Consider the following 19828-nt stretch of genomic DNA (forward strand, 5'->3'; position numbering starts at 1 on the left):
CCCCTCGTGCATGCACCGAGGGGACAGACGGACCACCCGCAGACAGCCGGCACCGGACCGAAGCACAAACCGCCCTTGGTGCTCTTCGACCTCGACAACACCCTCGTGGACCGTACGGCGGGCCTGCGGCAGTGGACCGAAGAGTTCACCCGCGAACGGGGACTGGGCACGGCAGCCGTCGAGTGGATCGTCGAGACCGACGACAACGGCCTCAAGCCCCGGGACCACTTCTTCGCCGAGATCCGGGACCGGTTCGCGATCGGCGACAGCGCCGAAGACCTGCACCACGCCTACCAGCAGCGGTACCCGCTCTTCCTCCGCTGCCCCCAGAACGTCCTCGACCAGATCGCACAGCTCCGCGAATCCGGGTGGAGAGTCGGCGTCGTCACCAACGGCCTGACCCTCACCCAGGGCGCCGTGCTGGAACACACCGGACTCGCCCGGCACCTCGACGGATGGTGCATCTCCGAGGAAGCAGGCGTCCGTAAGCCCGATCCCGGGATCTTCGCCCTGGCCGCCGAGCGCTGCGGCAGCGACCTGACCTCCGGCTGGGTCTGCGGGGACTCCCCCGAGGCCGACGTCGTCGGCGCGCAGCTCGCCGGACTGAACACCATCTGGATCCGGCACGGACGCACCTGGTCTGACGCCCTGCCAGCACCCGACCGCACCGCCGACAACATCTCGGAAGCACTCCAGGCCCTGCGCCAGATCGGCTCGCCCGTCAGCCCCCGATAGAGGGCACGGTGGCGGAGGTGAGGAAGTAGGTCACCGAATACAGGAACTGGCCGCTCTCGATCGCCTCGCCGAGCAGCGTGTTGAAGCGGCGTGCTTCGGTGCGGTCGAGGTAGCCGCGGTCGGCGAAGACGTCGGCCCAGTCGCGGACGCCCATCGTGTCGTCGATGGTGCGCTTGTCGCGGACGACGAGCGTATGCGGCTCGACCTCGACGTCGAGCAGGCCGCGGGCGGTGAGGATGCCGGGGACGCGGCGGGCGAAGGTGCCGTGCCGGATGCCGGCCGTCTGGCGCAGGCCCAGAATCCTGGCGGCCAGGCGGTGGTCCTCGATGTTGAGAGCCTGGGTCGCGGTGTCCGGGTCGCAGACGACGATCCGGCCGCCGGGACGGACGACCCGCAGCATCTCCTCCAGGACCCGGTCGGGATCCTCGACGTGCTGCAGGACGCGGTCCGCCCAGGCCCCGTCGAACGCCGCGCCCTTGAACGGCAGGCGGTGGCTGTCGGCCACGGCCACCTGCCGCAGGCCGGTGTGCTTCATCGTTTCGCACATGATCCGGGACAGGTCGCAGGCGACGACCTGGGCGCCGGACTCCTCGGCGAGTTCGCGGGCGGCATCCCCTGTGCCGGCTCCGACGTCGAGGAACCGCTGGCCGGGCTGGGCCTGGAGCAGGTGGCGCAAGCGCTGTTTGTAGGAGACGAAGAACGCCTCGGTCCGCAGACGGAACAGCGCGTTGACCAGCCGGACCGGGTGGGGGTGCGCGTCGATGTTGGAGAAGGCATGCGGCACGTAGAAGTCGCCCATGGCCGGACCCTACGGCCCACAGGTCGGCTGCGCGGGCCAAACCGTCACAGTTACGCCTCGGCCCCGACATCCGTGGCGCACCGAGCCGGAACGTGTTGGGGACCGTCCGGGTTCACCGGGTGGCTGGTCGGTCGTTCAGCTTGGGCGGGTGGGTGTGGTGGCGCATTTGTGGCCACAGCGGATGTCGGGTGAGCTCGTCCATGACGATTGCGGCGACGGCGGGATCGGCTACGCGCCGACGGGTGGATTCCTTGACGATGAGCGGCCCGTCGACGCAGAACTCCCGGGCGGCACGGTTCAGACGCCGGGTGATCTGGGTCATCTCCGATATCGCCTGCTTGCCGGTCATGCCGCAGGTGATGTACTCGGCGAGGACCGGGGTGTGCACGCCGGGCGGGCCGGGCTCGGCGCAGACGCGCCACACGTAGTTGAGGCAGTCGACGTCCCGAAGCGACACCGTCCAGGCACGCAGCATCGGTTCCGTCCACGACGCGTACCGATCCCAGCCGGGTGCTTCCCACACCACCGGCTCGAACTCTCCTGACGGGCCCTGCAGGACGGCTGGTAACGCCTCACCGCGCCGGTGATACGCCGCCTGCACGGTACGGATCGCCTTCTCATAGGCGTCGGTCTCGGTGTCGATCGTGAACTTCAACGCCCCTCCCGGCCTCGCGGTTTCACGGAGGCTACCGCCGTAGAGCTGACCGCGACACGGGTCGGGATGCGCGGTGCCCGGCGGTGCCCCGGAGGCGCTCGGCTACTGGCCGCCGAGCAGACGGCGCAGCACGCCGCGCAGTCCGCGCGGGCGTTGCTCCGGGAGCGGGGCGGGCGGTGTGGCTGGCGGGTACGGCGGAGGCACCGGCACGGTCGGCGGTGGGGGCGCGGTCGGAGGGGCGGCTGGTGGTGCGCTGGGCAGCGGGCTCGGAGGAGTGGGCGGGAGCGAGGGCGGCTCGGGCGTCGGAGCGGACACCGTACGGTCCGGGGGAGCGGGAGACGCCGCAGGGGAGTCGGACTGGTCGCTGGGCTCGTTCGGCACCTGAAGACCTGTCTGGTCGGGCGCCGCGGGCGGCTCCGGGACGGCGCCCTGCTGCTCTGGCAGTGCCGGGGGTATGAGCTGTCCGGCGTCGGCGGCCTCCGCGACGGCGGCCGGGGTGGCGGGTGCGTTGCGCGCGGCGTAGAGCTCCCGGGCATGCTTCCTGCGCCAGTGGTACCGGCCCTCCTGACCGGCGTAGAGCTCGTCCATGACCTGGTGCGCCTGGGCGGGGTGGAAGACGGCCCGGGTCCTGGTCATCGACGTCAGCGGTATCGGCACCAGGCCCCAGTAGTCGGCGTTCGGTGAAGGGACGGGCTTGCTGATCCGCCAGTCGTCCTGCGGGTCGCGCCATCGGGGCCAGTTGGTCCAGTCCTCCCCGGCTCTGACGGAGTGCCGGAAGCGGTGGATGCCGTAGGGGACGAGGACGAGCTTGCCGTCGAGCCAGTACACGTGGCCGCCGGCGGCGATGATGGCCTGCTGCTGTTCGTTGGGCGCCAGGGTGTCGTGGACGGTGTCCTTGCCGCCGAGCCGCACGGTGTGGGTGCCGAACTGGCCGAACTGGTCGCGGTCTTTCTTCAGGAACCACACGTGCCGTTCGACGCCATGATGTTCGCGGGCAGCGCGGACACGGCGGCGCACTGCGTCGGGGCCGGGCAGGTGGTCCCCTGGGCGTTCGATGGCGACGGTGGTGTCCCCGCAGTGCGCTATGACGACCGGCGGCAGTCCCGACGGCCCGCCCTTCGCCTCACCGACGATCTCGACCGTGCCGGTGAACCCCGGGATCGCGCGGACCCAGTCACGGAGCTGGATGACCACCTTCATCTCCGCATCGGCCTGCCGCTCCCGCTCAAGGTCGGCACAGTCAGCGCCGTTCTGGTGGCGGAAGTACGGCGAGATCATCGCGTCCGGCTTGTATCCACTGAGCATCACGGACTCCCAGCAGGCCAGACAGGCATAGCGCCCGTCCGCGAGGCCGCCCGGCAGCCCCGCCACCCCGTCCTCGACCCATATCAGCCGGTCCGCGACGACATCCCAAGCACACTTCCCCATAACGGTGATCATGCCGGTACGCCGCGTATCCGAACAGCCCCTTTCCCTGTCGGGCAGCCGGTCGTCCTTAGCCGGTGAGCCCCTTGTAGCCCGGGCCGAGGCCGCGGCGGCGTCCGGTGCGCGCGCTGATGGACGGGCGGTTGCCCAGCGCGGCGACGACGTTCTGCGCCGCGCGGGGCGTCAGTCCCGCGCTGACCTGTCCGGAGGCGAGGACGCGCGCGTAGGCGCCGGCCCCGTGGACGGCGAGGGCCTCGGCGAGCGCGGCGGCCGCGGTACCGGCGGGCCCTTCGCCCCACCCCTCATCGGCGTGCCGTGCCTGCTGGACGGGGGTTTCGCTGCGCTGTGCGAGGAGCACGGCCAGGGCCTGCGCGTCGGCTGGGTCCAGGGTCACGGTGACCAGCGCGGCCCCGAGCTGATGGACGCGGTGCCGGGTGATGCCGTGCGTGGTCAGCGCCTGCCGAAGCGCCGTGCTCGTCCCGACGGCGCCCCGACCATCGTCCTGCGGGCCGTCGCCGGTCCGGGCTTGCTCGGCGCGTTCGAGGATGGCGGCCGCGGCGACGGGCACAACGGACAGGATCTCCGCGCACTCCGGGTCGAGCTGCGCGAGGGCGCCGGCCAGCACCTCCAGGGCAGCGGCCGCGTCCTCCACCGCGCCCGCGCTCCAACTCCCCGGGCCGGCGGCATCGGCGAGCGCGCACGCCGCGACGACGGCCCGCTCGGCCAACGACTCCACCGCGCTCGCCTGCTGGTCGGGCGTCAGTTTCATGTTCCCCTCAACGTGAGACGGCCGCGCCGACGTGCGCGTCGAGATCACATGATGGCGGTCTTCGGCGATGGCCTTCACTGCGCCCTCCCACCCCGACGTCGGCACTTGAGTGTGTGGCTGCGGTGCCCCGGTGCGCACTCGGTGCGGGCGATGCACTGCACCGTGCGCATCGCGATGCGCGGCACTCCCGGCCAATGTCCCGGTGCGCATCGAGTGCCCGGCATCGAGTGCGCTGCATCGTCCGCACCGGCAGGCGGACACGGAGAGTGAGTCGGTGCGGGTGCGTTGGGCGGCTGGCCGCCCCCTTGACCAACCCCTTGTCCACGCGGTGCTGTACCCCTTGACCAAGTTCTGAGGCACGGGTGTTTTCCCTTGACAGCGCCCGCTAGAGGCCCCGTATGTCCTGGTATGCGTTCGCGATGCACGCTGTGATGCGGTGTGCACCCGGTTCCGGTGGACGATGCGCGGCATCGTCACGATGCGTGATCCGGTGCGGCCGGGGATGCGCCGCATCGTGTGCCCGCGATGCGTGCCGGCCATGGTGCGCACCGGGTGCGCACCCGCACCGCACCGGCCGGTGCGCACCGCGCGCCGCACTACACGATGGCCAGGCGCACCGGGTGCGCACCGGCCGGTGCGGGGTGCGCATCGAGGGCCTGGCCCACGCCGACCGCCTCCAGTTGGCGCAGGACATCGGCGACGTCCTCGTGGTCCTCGGTGAGGAACTGCACTGCGAAGTCGATGACCACGCGGGCGATGCCCTCCGTCGTGTCTGGGGCCCGGCCTGCGCCCAGGTCCGCAGGGAGGTCACCAGAATGCGCCCGAGGGCCTCCAAGGCGAAGGTGTCCTCGCACGACTCGCCCGCCCTCCGGGCCGGGCAGCGAGGTGATCGGGACGACGATCCGCATCGCGACGTCCACGAGCAGCGCGGGCATCCGGGGTTCGGCGGCGGCGAACTCGCGGGCGGCGTCGACGTCGTCGGCCTGGGCCGCCCGGAGAGGCGAGCGGTGTGGTGGTGGGCACGACGTTGCCTCACGTACGGGCGCCTCGCGGATCGTGGCGGCCTCGGAACCGGTGCTCGGAGCGCGGGCCGGTGGACAAAGTCCGCGCACCGACGGTGAGCAGTCGTCTCCCGGCCGCGCCACGAAACTCCTGGACAGGGCTCGCTACGTGCGACATACCGCCTATTCCGGCAGGGGAGAAGTCTCTGTCCCGGTACGCTGCGCGACGGCGGCGGCCGGGGAAAAGCCGCTGCCGCCCGGGGCGCGCCGCTGGGAGACTGCGGGGATGACCACGCAGCGGCGGCTTCCGTTCCCGGTACCGGACGAACGCGCCCACCTCTTCGTCGGCAGCTACGCCGGCATGCACGACCTCGTGGAGGACCTCATCGTGCCCGCCGGCGTTCCCGGGGCAGCGGCGAGGGTCCTGCGTACGGCCCGTGAGCTGCTGCGCCAGTCGTACTACTGCTACGAGTTCTCCACCGTGGCGGTCATGCACTCCCTGATCGCGGTGGAGATCGTGCTGCGCGGCCGGATCCCGGGCGCGGGCAAGAAGCCGCTGCACCAGCTCATCAAGAAGGGCGCCGATGACGGAGTCCTGACGGCCCGGCAGGCGGAGTACCTCGACTATGGCCGGCAGATCCGCAACGGCATGGCGCACGGTCAGACCACGCACGCGGTGATGCCGCCGGCCATGGCGGTGCCGATGGTGACGACCTCGTTCGCGATCGTCTCCGAGCTCTGCGCCGCGCCCGCCTGACGATCACGGCTGGGTAACGGCATCCGGCGGAATGTCACACCGTCCGCTTCCGGCACACCTCTAGCAAATGACGGCGGGATTCCATCCGGCATCCCGCGCCATCTGCATGAGGAGCCTCGCCATGACGTACACCAGCAGCGCCCGGCAGCCCGCACCGGAGCCGCGCCCGGCCTGGTCAAGGGGTGCTGAGCCGTTTGCGGGCGGCCCGGAATCCAGTGCCGTGAACGGTGCCGCGAACGATTCCAACGTCGTGCCCATCACCGCAGCTCACACCGCTCGCCAGGGGGCCTCCCGGCATGCCGACACCTCTCTCCCTTCCCCTGAGACGTCGGCGAAGGGGAAGAAGTCCACTCCCACAGCCGGGAAGGTGCGGGCCGATGCGCTGCGGATGCTGGGGTGCGTGCGGATAGCCACGGTCCGGCAGATGGCTCAGGTGATCACGGCGGAGGATGCCGACGGCCGGTCGTACGTGCGCAGGGCGATGAAGAAGCTGGCGGAGCTGGGGCTGGCGGAGACGAACGGCAAGGTGGGCAAGCACCCGATATGGAACCTGACCCCGGCGGGACAGAAGGCTCTGGCCGACGGCAACGAGCTGCCGCCCCGACCGAAGGCCGGCACCGGGGCGAAAGCCGTTCGTGCCGGGTTCGGTCCGCACGGCGTCGCGGTCACGGACATGATCCTCGCCTACAGCGGCCGCAACCATCTGACCGACTGGCAGGTGGAGGTGAACCACGCCATCAAGGAGACCGGCCTGAGCTTCAACACCGACGCGGTCCTCGCCGCGCCGACCAAGACCAGCGAGGTGCGCCTCTTCGAACTCGACAACGGCAGCATGTCCCAGGCACGCCTCGCCAAGGAGGTCTGGGACTACGAGCGCTACGCCGGGCACCGGGTCTGGGAAGGCGCCCGCGGCACCATCGGCCGGACGTACCCGTTCTGGCAGCGCCACCGCTACACCCGTTCCAAGACCTTCCCGCGGCTGCACGTCGTCCTGGCGGGCAAGGCGGAGCACCTGCTCGACAACCGCCTTCAAGCGCTCGCCTCCGACGTGAAGGGCATCGCCGTCGCGGTCTGGGTGAACACCCTGCCCCGGCTCCAGCGCGGCGAGCCCTGGTACGAGATCGGCGTCGACGACCCGGGCCGGCGCCGCGAGCGCTACCCCGAACCCGCGGGCCGCTGACCACCGCGCGCGAGCGCCCGGGAGCGGCAGTCCGGCTACACCAGGGCGGCCGCCACGGTCTCGAGGACGGCACGCTGCTGCGGGTCGATGGGCACGTCGGCCTGGCGCAGTGAGCGCAGCGTGGTGCCTTCGGCGCACAGCCTGCACAGCCCGCACACCGGCACCGGACCGGCACCGACGAGGGTGTGCGAGGCGGAGCTCTCATAGACGGGCCGGTAGCAGCCGGGGCACAGCTGGCAGTCCTCGAGCTCGTCCGCCGGCGGAGCGTCGGGGCCGAGGAGCGGGACGATCCGGCGGACGTTCTCCCCGGCTTCGGCCCACAGATGCATCGGCCGCTCCGCGCGGTGCTCGAAGACGACGTCGGCGTCCGGGCCTTCGGTGGTGCGGACCCGGGCGAGCGTCCCGACGCCCTCGTCGGGATAGCGGGGGATGAACACCAGGGCGGTCTCGAAGCCCGGCCCTTTCTCCACGGGGATGGCGTGCGGCCGTCCCGCCGCGAGGGCCGCGCCCAGCTCGTCCAGGCCCTGGCCGTTGTCGTCGTTGCGCAGCCGCAGCGGCCAGGCCGCCGGGACACCGTCGACCTCGGCGGGCGAGGACGTGATCAGGATGCCGTTGCCCCACTGGCGCACGTCCAGGTGGTGCATACCCTCGGTGGAGTGGAACGCCGTGCCGAACCACTCCGCGGCCGACGGGTCGTTCCCGCCGCGCGGACGGCGCGGTTTCTGTTGCTTGTGACGTCCCATGGTGTGCCTCGCAGACGTGGCCCTTGCACGGGCCGAGCGGTCCGCCGAACCCCTCAACCGGCAGCCCGGCCGCCCAGGCACGCTCCAGGTCTGGCGATCACCTGTCCGGCCCCACCGGCCGGGGCACCCCGGGTCGGCGGAGGGTTGCACCGGACAGGGGCTCCACAGGGGGCTGGAGGGTTGCCTCCGGCGGGGGACCAAGGGTGTGACCGAAGGTGGGAGCCACCCCGAACCGGACGTCGGGTGTTCCCGCAGATCAGCACCCGTGGGCAAGCCCACCGACGGCGGCGACACCTCTTCCCCACGCGATAGCCGAGGGGAGAGGTCGCTCCGCATCCCGGAGCCGGCGGCCGCGAGGACGGCCGGGCGAACCGGAGCTGCCGGTGCGCGGGCGGGCGGTCAGCTCCAGGTGACGGCGTGGGTCGCGGGCGCGGCGGCAGCTGATTCGGCGAACAGTTGCAGGTGGGTGGCCAGCCGTACCGGCGTGTGAGGGCCGGCCCCGGTCGTGGCCTTCGGGCCGAGGAGGGGCGCGAGGAGCATGACGGCCCGGCTCATGTCCCGGCACGCGTCGCCGAGTCTCGCGGTGGGGTTCGGCGGCGGGGCGCCGGTGGTCACCCCGATGGCGTCCGCCGCGCTCGCCAGCGCCTTGTACGCATCGGGGATACGCGCCGGGCGGTCCTGCGACAGGCCGATCCGCAGATGCGCGAGGGCGTAGACGACCAGGACGTGGTCGCGGGCCTGCCCGATCAGCTCGCGCGCCTCGCCGAGCCCGTCGCCCGCCACCGCTTGCGCCTTGTCGCTGCCCGGCTCCTGGACGGCGTCCGTGGCGCCGAGCGCGGCATGGGCCCGGTGCAGCAGCGTGCCGACCCGGCCGAGAGCATGAAGGTCCATGCCCCGTTCAACGGCCCGCCCCGCCGCCGGGACACCGAGGGACGGCCGCGGCCTTTCCCTCCCGATGTTCACCGGGCCTTGCCGGGGGCGCCTGGCGGCGCGGTGATTTGTCCGGCGCCGCACGTCTCGCACGCCTGCGCGCCCGGCCGGCGCAGCGCCTCGCGTGCCTGGTCGGTGGTGAGGTCCGCGGGGCCCTGGGCGGTGAAGCATGAGGCGTGGTGCAGGACGCTGCGCCGCGGGCCGGTGGCGTTGTACGGATGGCGCGGGTATGTGATCTTCCAGCGGTCGGAGCCGTCCCCGCGCACCTGCGGCCAGCCCGCCCCCGAGGCCCCGCCGGCCGGGCTCTCGCGCGTCCGGGGCGGTGGTGGGGGAGTGGCGGGGCGGCGGCCGGTGCGGGCACGGGCGATGGCGGCAGGATGCCGCCGCAGGGGCACGCGCTTGTACGCCTCCGCCTCCTCAGGGACGGGGGAGACGTGGGTGGCGGGGACGGAGACGATGATGTCGGCGGGTTCGGCGGTGTCCTTGCCGTGGACGATGGCGTGCGCCCAGAGGGTCAGCGACACCTCGTAGAACCACATGCCGTTGGCGGCCTGCCAGCGGCGCAGGAGGCGGCCGAGGAGCTCCTGACGGTCGTGGAGCCGGATCCAGATCTGCGGTGTCGGCGTCCGCTCCGGCACCTCGCCCTGGAACTGCCCGTCCATGGCCTGGGCCTACGCCGCCGCCGTGCCGCCGGCCGCGGCCTCGTCGCCGTCGGCATGCTCGTGCACGCGCTTGAGGGCCATCCGGGCCTCGACGACCTTCCCCTTCTCCACCGTGCTCCAGAAGGGGTGGGTGCCGACGGTGATCGACAGTTCCAGCGCGCGGGCCCGCAGTGCGGCGACCTGTTGCTGCTGTTCCTCGGTCCAGCCGGGGCTGTCGGGCCTGCTGCTGGGGTACCAGTGCCCGTCGGGCCTGCTCCAGCCGGGCAGCAGGACGACGGACCACGGGAGCGTGCGCCCAAGCGCGGCAAGATCGGCGGTCACCTGGTGGAGCTCGAGCTGCGCCTGGCGGAGCGAAACGGGGAAGTCATAGGAATCAGCCATTGCGGCTCAATCCTACCCCCGTATCGCATGCATGTTCTATTTAGTGGTGAGGGTGGCCGGTAGGCCGACGGGCGGGGTGCTGCGCCTTGGCCGCCTCCGGTGCAGGCTCCTTGGCGGGGCCTGCGGACCGGTTGCAGGCTGGGAAGGGGAAACGAAGGCGGCCATCGGATCTCTGATCGTCGAGGGGCGGCTTGGACGACGTGGCGGGAGGCGCCCGATGCGGACGAGGGACATTCGTGTCGGGGGTACGTACATCGTCAACGTGCCGCAGCGGATCCCGCCCGCGGTGCGGGACCGCGTGCCGCGCGGCCGGGAGGAGTTCGCCGCGGACATGCGGCTGCATCTGCACCGCGGCCGGCGGTTCGAGATCACGGTCACCGACGTGCACGTCGACGCGCGCACGGTGGACGGCTTCGAGTCGGTGACCACCAGCAAGGTCGCGCTCCCGCTGACCGTAGAGCAGGCCGAGGCCCTCGGGCTGCCGGAGACAGGGCAGCCGTACATGATCGAGGGCCTGGTCCTGGACGCCGAGCGCATGCCGGTCAAGCTGCCCACCACCCTCGCCTACACCGGGCTGCCCACGCGCTGGCTGGACCCCCTGGGCACGCCGACCATGCTCAGCGACCTGTCGGTCGCGTACTACCGCTACCGGGTCCGCCAGCAGGCCGCCGGCATGGAGGCCGCGCTCGTCGCCCAGGAGGCGGCGGAGATGCTGGAGAAGCAGCGGGAGGTGGCCGGCCGCGCCCTGGACGACTACGACGCCGAGGAGCACCTGCGGACCGTGGAAGTCCAGTGCGCGGAGTGGCAGCGCATCGAACTGGTGATGCGGGTGACCGGAGCCGAGTGCTATCGCCCGCAGGACGATCCCGACCTGACCGAGGACGACCTCAAGAATCCCATCGCCCCACAGGACTGACCGGGCCCGTACACCGGTCGCCCCCGGCCTCCCGCGCCCCAGTGCGTCAGTGCCGGTCCGGGGCGCGGGGCTCCGTCGCCCCGGACCGGAGCTGGCTACGCCGTGGCCGTCTCCTGCGCGGGCGCAAGAGCGGCGAGCGGGGAGCGCCGGCCTTTGCCGATGTCACGCAGCTGCTCCCAGTCGACTTCGGGGTGCTGTGCGGGCAGGGCGTCGACGTCGCCGGTGGAGAAGCGGGGCACGGTCACGGCGCCGGCCTTGGACGTGCCGAATCGAACACGCCCGTAGGAGACGGGCGTGATCCAACCCAGTCGCCGCATCCATTCGTAATCGACCCTGCGCACGCCGAGCCGGGCGGCGGCCTGCTCGGGCCCGAGCGGCGCCTCGCGCGCCAGGATCTCCGGGAGATCCGGCCGGGTGCCGACCGCGTCGACCTGGTCCGGGCTGAGCTTCGGGTACTTGTGGTCGTGGCTCAGGTCGAGCAGCAGGCCCAGCGCGATGAGCCGTTCGACCGCGAACGTGGACACCGCCGGTGCCTGGCCGTCCTCGTTCGGCGTGCCCAGCGCCGCCGCCAGCCGGTTCGCCGCCTCGTACGGGCTGAGCGGCTCCCGCGGCATCGACGCCCGGACCGCCCCGGCGTCCAGTGCCTCCACCGCCGCCCGCGACCACTCCACCGGCGACACGTCCGGCTCCGGGATCAGACCGACGTGCCGCGCCCAGCGCCACGTCGTGACCGGCACCTTCAACCGCTTCGCGGCCTGGCCCTCGTCGTACTCGTCTCGTCGTGCCATGAGCCTTCCCTCCTGACTTCGCCGAATCGGCGGACAGAACATGACAGAACACCTTGTATCGTGTCAATAGCCTTGAAAAACAAGCAAGTTGGACCTGTGCCGCTAGAACCGCGCCCGCGTATGCGAGGGAGATTCACCCGCCATGGGCGCCCACATGTGACCGGCTGAGCTGCTCAGCGGCCGGGGCCGGAAGAGCCCACGGCTGGGTGCGGCTGGCCCAGTAGCCGTCGGCGGTGCTGGTTGGGGTGGTGGTCGCTGTCCACAGGCCGGCCCGGGCAGGCTCGGGTGCCATGAAGACGAACCCACCGGACGTTGTCCGGAAGAACAAGGTGCCGCGCTGCGAGCGTCACCACGCAGGTCTCACCCTTGAGCAGCGGGCCGAGACGGCTGCGCGGTTCCCTGCCGGCCGCCAGGCGCAGATGGCGTTCCTCCTGGCCCGGTACGACAACAACGCCCCGCTGCTCGCGGTGTTCCTGGGAACGAGTGCACGTGCGGTGCGCCGCCATGCCCGCGGCGGAGTGCTGCCGCCCGGGCCCCGGCTGCGCCGGGCCCTGCGCCGCCGGGTGCTGGATCTGGTGTGTCCGGGGTGTCTGGCTGATCGGGCGGTGGAGGAGGCGCGGGAGGCGGAGCGGGATGCGCGGCGTGCGGCCCGCCGGCCTGTGCGCGGGCGGGCCCCGGGCCACTGACCGCCGGGCCTGGGCGGGTTGCGGGCGCTGAAAGGGCCTTGTGCCTCCCCGGTCCGGGAGTCAGAGGCAAGACGCATTCTTGAGTACAGATACCCGGTTATGATGCATATTTTGCATCGACTTCGAGTATGATGGGGCCATGGGATTGAGTCTGGAGGAATCACTCCGGCTGACGGTGGCCGCGTTGATGCAGGCGACGGGGGATTCGCAGCGGGTGCTCGCTGCGGCGCTCGGGCTGAAGCAGACACAGGTCTCGCGCCGGCAGACCGGGGCCACCTCGTGGACCTTGCGTGACGTCGATGTCCTGGCCGAGTACTACGAAATTGCTGCGCTGGATCTGCTGGCGGGTCCGACCCGGGCGTGCGAGACGCTGCCCGCCGCCCGGCGCCGCGGCGCCAATGCCGAGAAGGGAGTGGCCCGGTGAGTGACTTCGATGCGATCGACTCGCTGCTCGCGGGCGTGGGCCCGAAAGCCAAACTGCCCGCTCCTGAAATCCGTAAGGAACTCCGAGAGCGAGCCCAGTTGTCGAAGGCGGAGGTGGCCCGGGCACTGGAGGTGAGCCCGAGCACGGTCACCGCCTGGGAGAAGGACAGAGACCCGGTCGGCGAGACCAGGACCAAGTACGCCTACCTCCTGGACGGGCTAGCCGCCAAGTTCGCCACCGGCACCGCCCCGGTGACGCCGCCCGCTGCCACCGAGCCGACCGTGGCGCAGGCTCCTGCCGCCGCCGACGCTCCCACGCTTTCCCCGGTGCCCGAGGAAGGCGGCGAAGGTGACGAAGTGGAGGTTCTCGCCGCGCCTGAGCCGTGTGTGTTGTGCGGGCATCCGGCCGCACACCGGGTGGCGGGATTCGCCCAGCACCTGGACCCGGCCGCCTGCCAGACCACCCCTGCCGTGCCGCCCGCCCGGCCCGCCACGACGCTCGTACAGCCCGAGGCCGCTCCGGTCAGGAAGCCGGCTGCGCGCACTTCGCGTACGACGGCGCGTCCCTCCGAGCGTTCCCAGGGTCCGGCCCGGCGTGCGTTCCAGGAGCCGTCCGGCCCGGTCGACCTGATCGGCCAGGCGGTGCAGGCCGCGCTCGCCGAGCACCACGGCGACGTCGACGCGGCCACAGCAGTGTTGCTGAAGCGGGCGATCCCGGACGCGATGCGGCTGCTGGACGAGACCCGCAAGGGCGCCCGCTACGACGTGATCGCCCACCCCTGGATCCCCGACATCCTCAAGAAGCAGACCTCCCGCGGCGCGGACCAGATCTGGGAGGCCCGCCCCAAGTGGACCCGGCACGAGCTGCCGCCCGGCCGGCATGAGGTGACCGCGCTCGACATCAACGGCGCCTACCTCAGCGCCCTCAAAACCCACCTCCCCCTCGGCCAGCTCGAGCACTCCGCGGGCCTCCCTCATGACCGCCGTCGCGCCGGTGTCCACCTGATCACCCCGCCCGTCTGGGAGCACGAGGCGGTGCTGCCGAACCCGATCGGCCAGCGTGACGAGCCGGGGCCGCTGTGGGTGACCGAGCCGACCCTGCGCCTCCTGCTGCGCCTGTCGGGTCCGAAGTACGGGCTGTGCGCGCCGCCGGAGATCCACGAGTCGTACACCTCTGGGGCGACGGAGAACCTGCTGGAGAAGTTCCGTATCGCCCTGAAGGACGCCCGCGACACCGCGATTGAGCAGGGCGACGAGGTCACCCTGGAATATGTGAAGGCGATGTACAGCAAGTTCGTCTCGACGATGGGGGAGTCGAACTACAACCGGGAGCTGTACCGGCCGGACTGGATGCACATCGTCCGTTCGCAGGCGTTCTCCAACCTGTGGCTGAAGGCGCTCAAGGCTCATGACGAGGGACTGACGGTCGTCCGTGCGATGGGCACCGACGAACTCCACGTCATCGGCGATTGGCGGAGTGTCTTCCCCGAGGGACGGGGCGTTACCGAGGTCAAGGTGAAGGACACGTACACCGCCGGAACCGACACCACCGAGCACACGGAGACGGAAGGGGAGGGGTAGTGCCGGAGAAGAACCTCGACTTCGGGAAGTTCGGCGCCCGGGGCATCAGGGGCAGCGACGCCGTGGCGCGCAAGCTTGACGAGCTCGCGGGCGGCATCGCGACCCCGGTGACCGCCAAGCGCGGCTGGATAGCGCGCCTGCACTACCTGACGAAGTCGGGCAAGAGCCGGAAAGCCGCGCAGGATGCCGGGCTGACGGTCACCGACCGGACGCTGAAAGCGTGGCTGGAGGGCAAACGGTCGCCGTCGAAGGCCAACCTGGCCAAGATCGACGCCGCGTACCGGGCGGTGCGCCGCCAGAACGTCGCCCGGCACCTCCTCAAGCGTCTGAACCGTGAGGGACGCGGGACGCGGGTGGAGATCCACCCTGTCGACCAGTCCCAGGTCGCCCGGCCGCTGCAACGGGTGGTGGAGTACCGGACGATGAACGTGCGCCGCTGGGACAAGATCGTCGGCTCCTGGGCGGCCGGTGACTACCAGGGTCTCGACGCGGCCTGGGACGACACAATCGTTGACCTGGGCTCGCAGTGGGGCCAGTACGAGTACGTCACCAACGTCGGCTTCGCAGCCTAGAAGACCGGCCCCGGCAGGAGGTGGTCCGCGGCGCCGGCTGTGATGGCGTACTGTGGGGATCACCGACGCGGGGTGGAGCAGCTCGGTAGCTCGCTGGGCTCATAACCCAGAGGTCGCAGGTTCAAATCCTGTCCCCGCTACTGCTGAAGAGGGCCCAGATCCATACGGATCCGGGCCCTCTTCATGTGACTGGGCTGTGAGCTGGCCAGCCGCTCACGTTCACGTATGACCCGACGACAGCGGGGCCGGACCGGATCACCCGACGCTCACCGCCGGGCCCCGCTGCTCGTTCCCGGCTGCTCACCGGCTGAGGCGGATACGCGGCCCCCACACGAACTCGAGGTCGTCCAGGAGGACGTCCTCCAGCTCCTTCTCCCACTGGCGGCGCAGACCGAACGGGTTGGTCTCCATCCGCTCCAGGATGACCAGGGTCTCGGGCTGTCCGACCAGCGCGTACCGGCCGAACTCCGCGGGCCTGCTGCCCGGCCCCCAGCCGCGCAACACCTCCTCCAGGCGCGCGCGATGCTGCTCCACGAACGCCTCCAGGCGCTCGATGTATCCATCGCATTCCTCGGTGCGCACCGTGCGCAGAGCGACGTCCAGGAACTCACCGTCCGGCCAGTGGCGCTCGCGCGGCGCGGCCAGAGCCCACGGGAACCGTTCCGCGGCCGCAAGGACCTCCCCTGCGTTCAGTTCCGCCTGCTCGGTGCTCATGCTGCTCCTCCCTTGTCGTTGCAGGTTCGGTTGGTGACCTGCTCCGGTCTCGTGCAGATACGTTGGCGCCCGAGTCTCGGTGGCCGTGGCACCAACCTCACGAGATGGCACAACTATTCGAGGTGGTGGACGGTGATGCGGGCGCCGACGAACCGGCCGGCCGCGGCGGCTTCCCGCATGAGGCGGGTCTTGGCCTTCTGGTCGCTGGCGGGGATCCCGGCGAGTCCGATCTTCCCTACGTACAGCACGCTCCAGCCGTACTGCTCGACCCCGGCGACCCACTGCGGCGGGGGAGCGATCGTGCCGGTGTAGAAGAGCGTCCCGTCCGGTTCCATGACGGTCAGCTGCGCGATGCCGTCCGGTCCGACGGGGGTGCTGTAGGTGGCCAGCCACCGGTCCGCGTGCGTGGGCGCCTGCCGCATCCGGCCGACCGGCGAGAAGCCGCGGGCCAGGACCCGGGAGGCGAGGACGTCCAGGAGCTCGGAGCCCGCTCCGGTTCCGGTGTTGAGGTAGACCGGCGCTTCGGGTTCGGCGATGAGGGTGGGCAGCACGGAGCGGCCGTGGTCGACGGCGGCGGCGGTCATCCGCATCGCCATGCCGTCGTCCGCCGCTGCCGGCATGGGGGAGCGGGCGTCGGGGATCTCCACCACGGCCGAGGCGTGGCATCGGGCGTGCGCATACCGCACGTGCGCGACACGGCCCGTGGCCCGCCCGATCCCCGCGATCCGTACGACGACGTTGGCCGGCTCGTTGGGGTAGATCTTCTCTTCGCAGCCAAGGCAGATCGCGTTGTTGAGGGTAACGGCCCCGGCCTTGGCGACCCCGTCCGGCCCCAGCGCGGTCCGTACGTCAGGGCTCATACGGATGTCGGTCATCATCGCTCCCCAGGAGAAGTACCAGTGTGTGCTGCTCCCCAGCACACCGGATCCGCGTACGCCGGACGGGCCCTTTGATGGATTTGCGTGTCCCGATCACCATCGGTGTCACTTCTTGCTTCTGGCCGCCGTGGTGGCCGACCAGCGCATGCCGAGGGCGTCCAGGTCCGCGCGGCGCTGTGCGGTGAGCTTGTCGGCGCGCTTCCTGATGTTGTCCAGGACCATGCCGAGCTTCACCTGACGGCTCTCAGCGCCGTCCTGATGGCCCGGCAGGCCGTCTTCCGGTGCCAGGTGCTCGATGTGCTTGCGGGGCACGTTCAGATGGCCCTCGCGGGCGTGGAATTGCTGTGCAGCACGGAGGTTGAGTGCCCACTTGTCTTCCTGTGTGCGTTTCGCGGGCCGTTCGTGCTCCTCGGCCGGTGTGAGGCCGAGGACGTTCTCGAGCAGCCACTGCTGGACCGGCATGAGGCTGTCCCAGCTGAACCGGCAGGCCGTCACCCAGCGGCCGAGGTCTTCGCCCTGCACGATCACCTCCCCTGCCACCGTCGGCACCGCCCCGCCGCCCTCGACGTGGGCCTGGACGAGGCGGAAGCAGCGCTGCCACCCGGTGTCCCACGCTGGGCACCAGCCCGGGTCGATCTCGTCCAGCGCATCCCGCCGCGTCTCGGTGAGTGCCTTGGCGCTGGATTCGACGGGGAGGCCGGCCTCGCGGCGTTCGGCGATGGTGTCCGCGAGCCGGGCGGCAGTGCGCATGTTCTTGGCCCAGGTCCCGACCGGGTAGCCGTCCCAGATGGCGGTGGCGGGCGGCAGGAAGTGCCCGTGAACTGCGGCCCAGGCCCGGGCGGCGGCGAGCCCTTCCTCGAACGCGACGTCCTGGTGGGACCAGACCATCCCGAACCCGTCCAGCTCGGCGGCCCGGTCGGGGGCCAGGCGCCCGGCCTTGTTGAAGCGCCGCTGGTCCGCCAGCCACGTGCCCAGCGGAAACCCCGCAGGCGACCAGTCGTCCGGGGTGACGAAGTCGTACGGCACCCGCAGCTGTACGGCGCCGGTCTCCTTCACGTACCGAACGACGGCCTCGATGCCGCGCCGCCAGAAGGCGTTCTCCGGTTCGATCACCCGCAGCTTCACGAACCGGGCCAGCAGCGCCGGATCCCGCGGCGTGCTGAACTTCAGCAGCTCCTGAGCGGGCGCACTCGGCCCCTGCTCGCCCTCCGGCCGCTCCCGGCCGACTTCACCGGCCTCCTCGACTTCCTCCTCGGGCTCGTAACTGCCGCTGCGCCGCCGGGAGTCGGCGAGGGCTTCGATGGTGTCGGTGTCGTGCGCACGGAGCGCTCCGAGGATCTTCGCGAGGGTGCTGTAGGCCGGGGAGGTCAGCATTTCGTCCGGGCTTTCACCAGGCGCGAGGAATACCGGAACGATCAGAGAAGCGATTTTCCCCTCGCCGGGTTTCATCCGGAGTGCGCGGCCGACCATTTGCACGATATCGATCATCGAGCCCCGCGCGTCGCAGAATGCGACGGAATCACAATTCGCTGTGTCGACCCCTTCCCCCAGCACTTTCACGGAGCTGAGTACACGCAGCGCGGCCGGCCGCAGTCCAGGCCCGTCACCCTCATGGTCCTGGGCCTCGATGACGTCGGAGGCGAACTCAGCCAGCACGGCCCGCCGGTGGCCGGGAGCATGGTCGCCATACAGCCAGTCAGCCCACACCCGCTCCGGCGCCGGGAACCGGCGGGGATCGTCCTCCCAGAGCCGCCGCGCGACGTCGACGACGCCCTCGGCCATGGCCTCGGCCTCGATGATCTTGCTGTGGAAGGCCAGCACCTTTCGTAGCCGCTCCTGGGCGGCTGCGGTCAGGATCCCGGTCTGCAGTGCCGCGAGACGCGCTCCGCGCACCGCGTCCGAGCCCGCGCCGGCGATCTGGTGCGCCTCGTGGAGTTCGGGGTCGCTGATGTCGATGCACACGACTTGGTACGGGGCGACCAGGCCGCGGCTGACAGCCTCGGACAGGGTCAGCTTGAATGCCACGGGCCCGAAGACGGGGGAGTCGGGGTCCATGCTCGCGATCAGCCGCGGTTCTTCCCGCCCGTCACTGCGGGCGTCCCCGGGTGCTTCCCAGACTCTGGCGGTGGCGGTCATGTAGAGGCGGCGGGTTGCCGGGATCATGGTCTGGTGGTGTACGGCTGCCCACGGCTTTCCCGCGTCTCCGCTGGTCCGGTGGGCCTCGTCCACGACCATCAGGTCCCACACGGCCAGGCCCGCCGCGTGGGCGCGCTGGAGGATGCCGAGGCCGACGGCGGCGTAGGTGGCGAACACCGTCACCCGCTCCAGTCCCTGTGCCCACGCCACGAGCTCGCCGGGGTCTGTTGTGCAGGGCATGCCGTCGGAGTCCTCGGGCCGCAAGCGGCACACTCCCAGCATCGCCCCCGTGCGGCCGCCTTCCCGCCATGCGGCCGCGGTCTGCGTCAGCAAGTCCAGAGTCGGGACCAGGACCAGCACCCGCCTCGCCCCCAGTTTCTGGGCTACCTCGGCGGCGATGAGTGTCTTGCCTGAGCCGGTTGCAGCGATGACTTGGGTTCGCAGTCCCTCGGCCGGCATGTGTCCGTCGGCAGGTGTCTGCAGAGTGCGAAGGACGGCATCGACCGCCTCCACCTGATGCGGAAACAGTTCTTTCCCCGGCATGCAATTTCCCTTTCTTGCTCGAGTCTGAAGCTTTGTCCGTCCGCTAGAATCCCGGTTATGCAGGAAATCAGAGGGCCGGACAATTGGCTTTCTGTCCTCTTCGTGAGTGGTTTTCCGGGCTGCGTTCGACACTCCGTCCTGGCCTCAGGACCCCGTGGTAGGGGTGGCTTGTCTCTCCATAAGGTAGCGGGTCTGGCAGGATGACGCATGCTGCTTGTTGGGGGTGTTCTGATGTGTTCGTTTCTGCTATCCTGGGGTTCTCGTGGTGATCGTCGCCCGGCTCTTTCTGTCCACGCTCGGCCTCAACGGCAGTCCCACCCCGGCCCACTGAGTCCCCCTCACCCGAGGTACCGCCACTCTCCCCCTCTAGCCAGCCCAAGGAACGCGCGGAGCGTGTTCCGTCAGGCCGGATCGCGGAGCGATCCGAGCCCGAGGCCAACGGAGTTGGCCTCCCGGGCCACGGAGTGGACCGGATTCCCGGGACGAAGTCCCGGAATACCGCACGGAGTGCGGTGCCGTCTTTCCGTCGCGTAGCGACGGCGCGTCGTGTCTGC

21 protein-coding genes and 1 tRNA gene are annotated in these 19828 nt (G+C 71.0%); 9 read left to right on the forward strand and 13 right to left on the reverse strand.

Features of this window, described 5'->3' with window-relative positions; translation table 11 throughout:
• The first annotated feature begins 6 nt into the window (after positions 1–6).
• Positions 7–735 (forward strand): HAD family hydrolase, encoded by a 729-nt coding sequence (locus ACMATS_RS38045; protein ID WP_414170934.1) that lies wholly within the window; start codon positions 7–9, stop codon positions 733–735.
• Here the strand turns inward: ACMATS_RS38045 and ACMATS_RS38050 are convergent.
• The 5 genes from ACMATS_RS38050 to ACMATS_RS38070 form a co-directional block, all read right to left on the reverse strand.
• Positions 722–1534: a methyltransferase domain-containing protein gene (locus ACMATS_RS38050; protein ID WP_414170935.1), complete on the reverse strand. Its 813-nt coding sequence runs from the start codon at positions 1532–1534 to the stop codon at positions 722–724. The genes ACMATS_RS38045 and ACMATS_RS38050 overlap by 14 nt on opposite strands.
• A gap of 112 nt (positions 1535–1646) precedes the next feature.
• The gene (locus ACMATS_RS38055; RefSeq protein ID WP_414170936.1) at positions 1647–2189 is read right to left on the reverse strand and encodes a hypothetical protein; all 543 of its coding nucleotides are present in this window, start codon (positions 2187–2189) and stop codon (positions 1647–1649) included.
• Between the two features lie 102 nt (positions 2190–2291).
• Entirely contained in the window at positions 2292–3617 is a 1326-nt protein-coding gene (locus ACMATS_RS38060) for a hypothetical protein (protein ID WP_414170937.1), read from the reverse strand.
• 67 nt (positions 3618–3684) lie between these two features.
• Complete coding sequence (locus tag ACMATS_RS38065) at positions 3685–4383, reverse strand: hypothetical protein (protein ID WP_414170938.1); 699 nt, start codon at positions 4381–4383, stop codon at positions 3685–3687.
• Positions 4384–4979: 596 nt separating this feature from the next.
• Positions 4980–5528, reverse strand: a complete 549-nt coding sequence (locus ACMATS_RS38070) for a hypothetical protein (protein WP_414170939.1) — start codon at positions 5526–5528, stop codon at positions 4980–4982.
• Positions 5529–5670: 142 nt separating this feature from the next.
• Here ACMATS_RS38070 and ACMATS_RS38075 point away from each other — a divergent pair, with 142 nt between their 5' ends.
• Positions 5671–6141, forward strand: coding sequence for a hypothetical protein (locus tag ACMATS_RS38075; RefSeq protein WP_414170940.1), 471 nt, complete (start codon positions 5671–5673; stop codon positions 6139–6141).
• A 121-nt stretch (positions 6142–6262) separates the two neighbouring features.
• Complete coding sequence (locus ACMATS_RS38080; RefSeq protein WP_414170941.1) at positions 6263–7321, forward strand: replication-relaxation family protein; 1059 nt, start codon at positions 6263–6265, stop codon at positions 7319–7321.
• 35 nt (positions 7322–7356) lie between these two features.
• On the opposite strand, the gene ACMATS_RS38085 is transcribed toward ACMATS_RS38080, so the two are convergent.
• The 4 genes from ACMATS_RS38085 to ACMATS_RS38100 all read right to left on the reverse strand — a co-directional run bounded on the left by ACMATS_RS38085 (position 7357) and on the right by ACMATS_RS38100 (position 10037).
• A complete protein-coding gene (locus ACMATS_RS38085) occupies positions 7357–8064 on the reverse strand; it encodes a hypothetical protein (protein ID WP_414170942.1) in 708 nt (235 codons plus the stop codon).
• 399 nt (positions 8065–8463) lie between these two features.
• Positions 8464–8955 carry a hypothetical protein gene (locus tag ACMATS_RS38090; RefSeq protein WP_414170943.1) on the reverse strand — a complete coding sequence of 164 codons (492 nt, stop codon included), beginning with the start codon at positions 8953–8955 and terminating at the stop codon, positions 8464–8466.
• A gap of 68 nt (positions 8956–9023) precedes the next feature.
• Positions 9024–9656, reverse strand: a complete 633-nt coding sequence (locus ACMATS_RS38095) for a DUF6233 domain-containing protein (RefSeq protein WP_414170944.1) — start codon at positions 9654–9656, stop codon at positions 9024–9026.
• 9 nt (positions 9657–9665) lie between these two features.
• Positions 9666–10037, reverse strand: coding sequence for a hypothetical protein (locus ACMATS_RS38100; RefSeq protein WP_414170945.1), 372 nt, complete (start codon positions 10035–10037; stop codon positions 9666–9668).
• A 217-nt stretch (positions 10038–10254) separates the two neighbouring features.
• On the opposite strand from ACMATS_RS38100, the gene ACMATS_RS38105 reads away from it, so the two are divergent.
• Entirely contained in the window at positions 10255–10953 is a 699-nt protein-coding gene (locus tag ACMATS_RS38105) for a hypothetical protein (RefSeq protein WP_414170946.1), read from the forward strand.
• A 95-nt stretch (positions 10954–11048) separates the two neighbouring features.
• Here ACMATS_RS38105 and ACMATS_RS38110 read toward each other — a convergent pair whose 3' ends face one another.
• Entirely contained in the window at positions 11049–11741 is a 693-nt protein-coding gene (locus ACMATS_RS38110; protein WP_414170947.1) for a hypothetical protein, read from the reverse strand.
• A gap of 290 nt (positions 11742–12031) precedes the next feature.
• Here ACMATS_RS38110 and ACMATS_RS38115 point away from each other — a divergent pair, with 290 nt between their 5' ends.
• The 5 genes from ACMATS_RS38115 (at position 12032) to ACMATS_RS38135 (ending at position 15143) form a co-directional block, all read left to right on the forward strand.
• Positions 12032–12427 carry a hypothetical protein gene (locus tag ACMATS_RS38115; protein ID WP_414170948.1) on the forward strand — a complete coding sequence of 132 codons (396 nt, stop codon included), beginning with the start codon at positions 12032–12034 and terminating at the stop codon, positions 12425–12427.
• Positions 12428–12566: 139 nt separating this feature from the next.
• Positions 12567–12851 (forward strand): helix-turn-helix domain-containing protein, encoded by a 285-nt coding sequence (locus ACMATS_RS38120; protein WP_414170949.1) that lies wholly within the window; start codon positions 12567–12569, stop codon positions 12849–12851.
• The gene (locus tag ACMATS_RS38125; protein WP_414170950.1) at positions 12848–14431 is read left to right on the forward strand and encodes a helix-turn-helix domain-containing protein; all 1584 of its coding nucleotides are present in this window, start codon (positions 12848–12850) and stop codon (positions 14429–14431) included. Before ACMATS_RS38120 ends, ACMATS_RS38125 begins: the two co-directional genes overlap by 4 nt.
• Complete coding sequence (locus ACMATS_RS38130) at positions 14431–15003, forward strand: transcriptional regulator (protein ID WP_414170951.1); 573 nt, start codon at positions 14431–14433, stop codon at positions 15001–15003. The genes ACMATS_RS38125 and ACMATS_RS38130 overlap by 1 nt, the downstream gene beginning before the upstream one ends.
• Positions 15004–15069: 66 nt before the next feature.
• A tRNA-Met gene (locus ACMATS_RS38135) sits at positions 15070–15143 on the forward strand.
• Between the two features lie 160 nt (positions 15144–15303).
• Here ACMATS_RS38135 and ACMATS_RS38140 read toward each other — a convergent pair.
• The 3 genes from ACMATS_RS38140 to ACMATS_RS38150 form a co-directional block, all read right to left on the reverse strand.
• Positions 15304–15717, reverse strand: coding sequence for a hypothetical protein (locus tag ACMATS_RS38140; RefSeq protein WP_414170952.1), 414 nt, complete (start codon positions 15715–15717; stop codon positions 15304–15306).
• Between the two features lie 113 nt (positions 15718–15830).
• Positions 15831–16592: a hypothetical protein gene (locus ACMATS_RS38145; RefSeq protein ID WP_414170953.1), complete on the reverse strand. Its 762-nt coding sequence runs from the start codon at positions 16590–16592 to the stop codon at positions 15831–15833.
• Positions 16593–16700: 108 nt separating this feature from the next.
• Positions 16701–19406: a Helicase associated domain protein gene (locus tag ACMATS_RS38150; RefSeq protein ID WP_414170954.1), complete on the reverse strand. Its 2706-nt coding sequence runs from the start codon at positions 19404–19406 to the stop codon at positions 16701–16703.
• Between the last annotated feature and the right edge of the window lie 422 nt (positions 19407–19828).

Origin of the sequence: Streptoverticillium reticulum (genome assembly GCF_047456005.1) — a bacterium.
Lineage (GTDB): Bacteria > Actinomycetota > Actinomycetes > Streptomycetales > Streptomycetaceae > Streptomyces > Streptomyces reticulum.

Bases quoted from the DNA above. Each gene is read 5' to 3' on its own strand.
- ACMATS_RS38050 (WP_414170935.1), bottom strand. From the start codon at position 1,534: ATGGGCGACTTCTACGTGCCGCATGCCTTCTCCAACATCGACGCGCAC.
- ACMATS_RS38060 (WP_414170937.1), bottom strand. From the start codon at position 3,617: ATGGGGAAGTGTGCTTGGGATGTCGTCGCGGACCGGCTGATATGGGTC.
- ACMATS_RS38065 (WP_414170938.1), bottom strand. From the start codon at position 4,383: ATGAAACTGACGCCCGACCAGCAGGCGAGCGCGGTGGAGTCGTTGGCC.
- ACMATS_RS38075 (WP_414170940.1), top strand. From the start codon at position 5,671: ATGACCACGCAGCGGCGGCTTCCGTTCCCGGTACCGGACGAACGCGCC.
- ACMATS_RS38080 (WP_414170941.1), top strand. From the start codon at position 6,263: ATGACGTACACCAGCAGCGCCCGGCAGCCCGCACCGGAGCCGCGCCCG.
- ACMATS_RS38085 (WP_414170942.1), bottom strand. From the start codon at position 8,064: ATGGGACGTCACAAGCAACAGAAACCGCGCCGTCCGCGCGGCGGGAAC.
- ACMATS_RS38090 (WP_414170943.1), bottom strand. From the start codon at position 8,955: ATGGACCTTCATGCTCTCGGCCGGGTCGGCACGCTGCTGCACCGGGCC.
- ACMATS_RS38095 (WP_414170944.1), bottom strand. From the start codon at position 9,656: ATGGACGGGCAGTTCCAGGGCGAGGTGCCGGAGCGGACGCCGACACCG.
- ACMATS_RS38100 (WP_414170945.1), bottom strand. From the start codon at position 10,037: ATGGCTGATTCCTATGACTTCCCCGTTTCGCTCCGCCAGGCGCAGCTC.
- ACMATS_RS38105 (WP_414170946.1), top strand. From the start codon at position 10,255: ATGCGGACGAGGGACATTCGTGTCGGGGGTACGTACATCGTCAACGTG.
- ACMATS_RS38110 (WP_414170947.1), bottom strand. From the start codon at position 11,741: ATGGCACGACGAGACGAGTACGACGAGGGCCAGGCCGCGAAGCGGTTG.
- ACMATS_RS38115 (WP_414170948.1), top strand. From the start codon at position 12,032: ATGAAGACGAACCCACCGGACGTTGTCCGGAAGAACAAGGTGCCGCGC.
- ACMATS_RS38120 (WP_414170949.1), top strand. From the start codon at position 12,567: ATGGGATTGAGTCTGGAGGAATCACTCCGGCTGACGGTGGCCGCGTTG.
- ACMATS_RS38140 (WP_414170952.1), bottom strand. From the start codon at position 15,717: ATGAGCACCGAGCAGGCGGAACTGAACGCAGGGGAGGTCCTTGCGGCC.
- ACMATS_RS38145 (WP_414170953.1), bottom strand. From the start codon at position 16,592: ATGACCGACATCCGTATGAGCCCTGACGTACGGACCGCGCTGGGGCCG.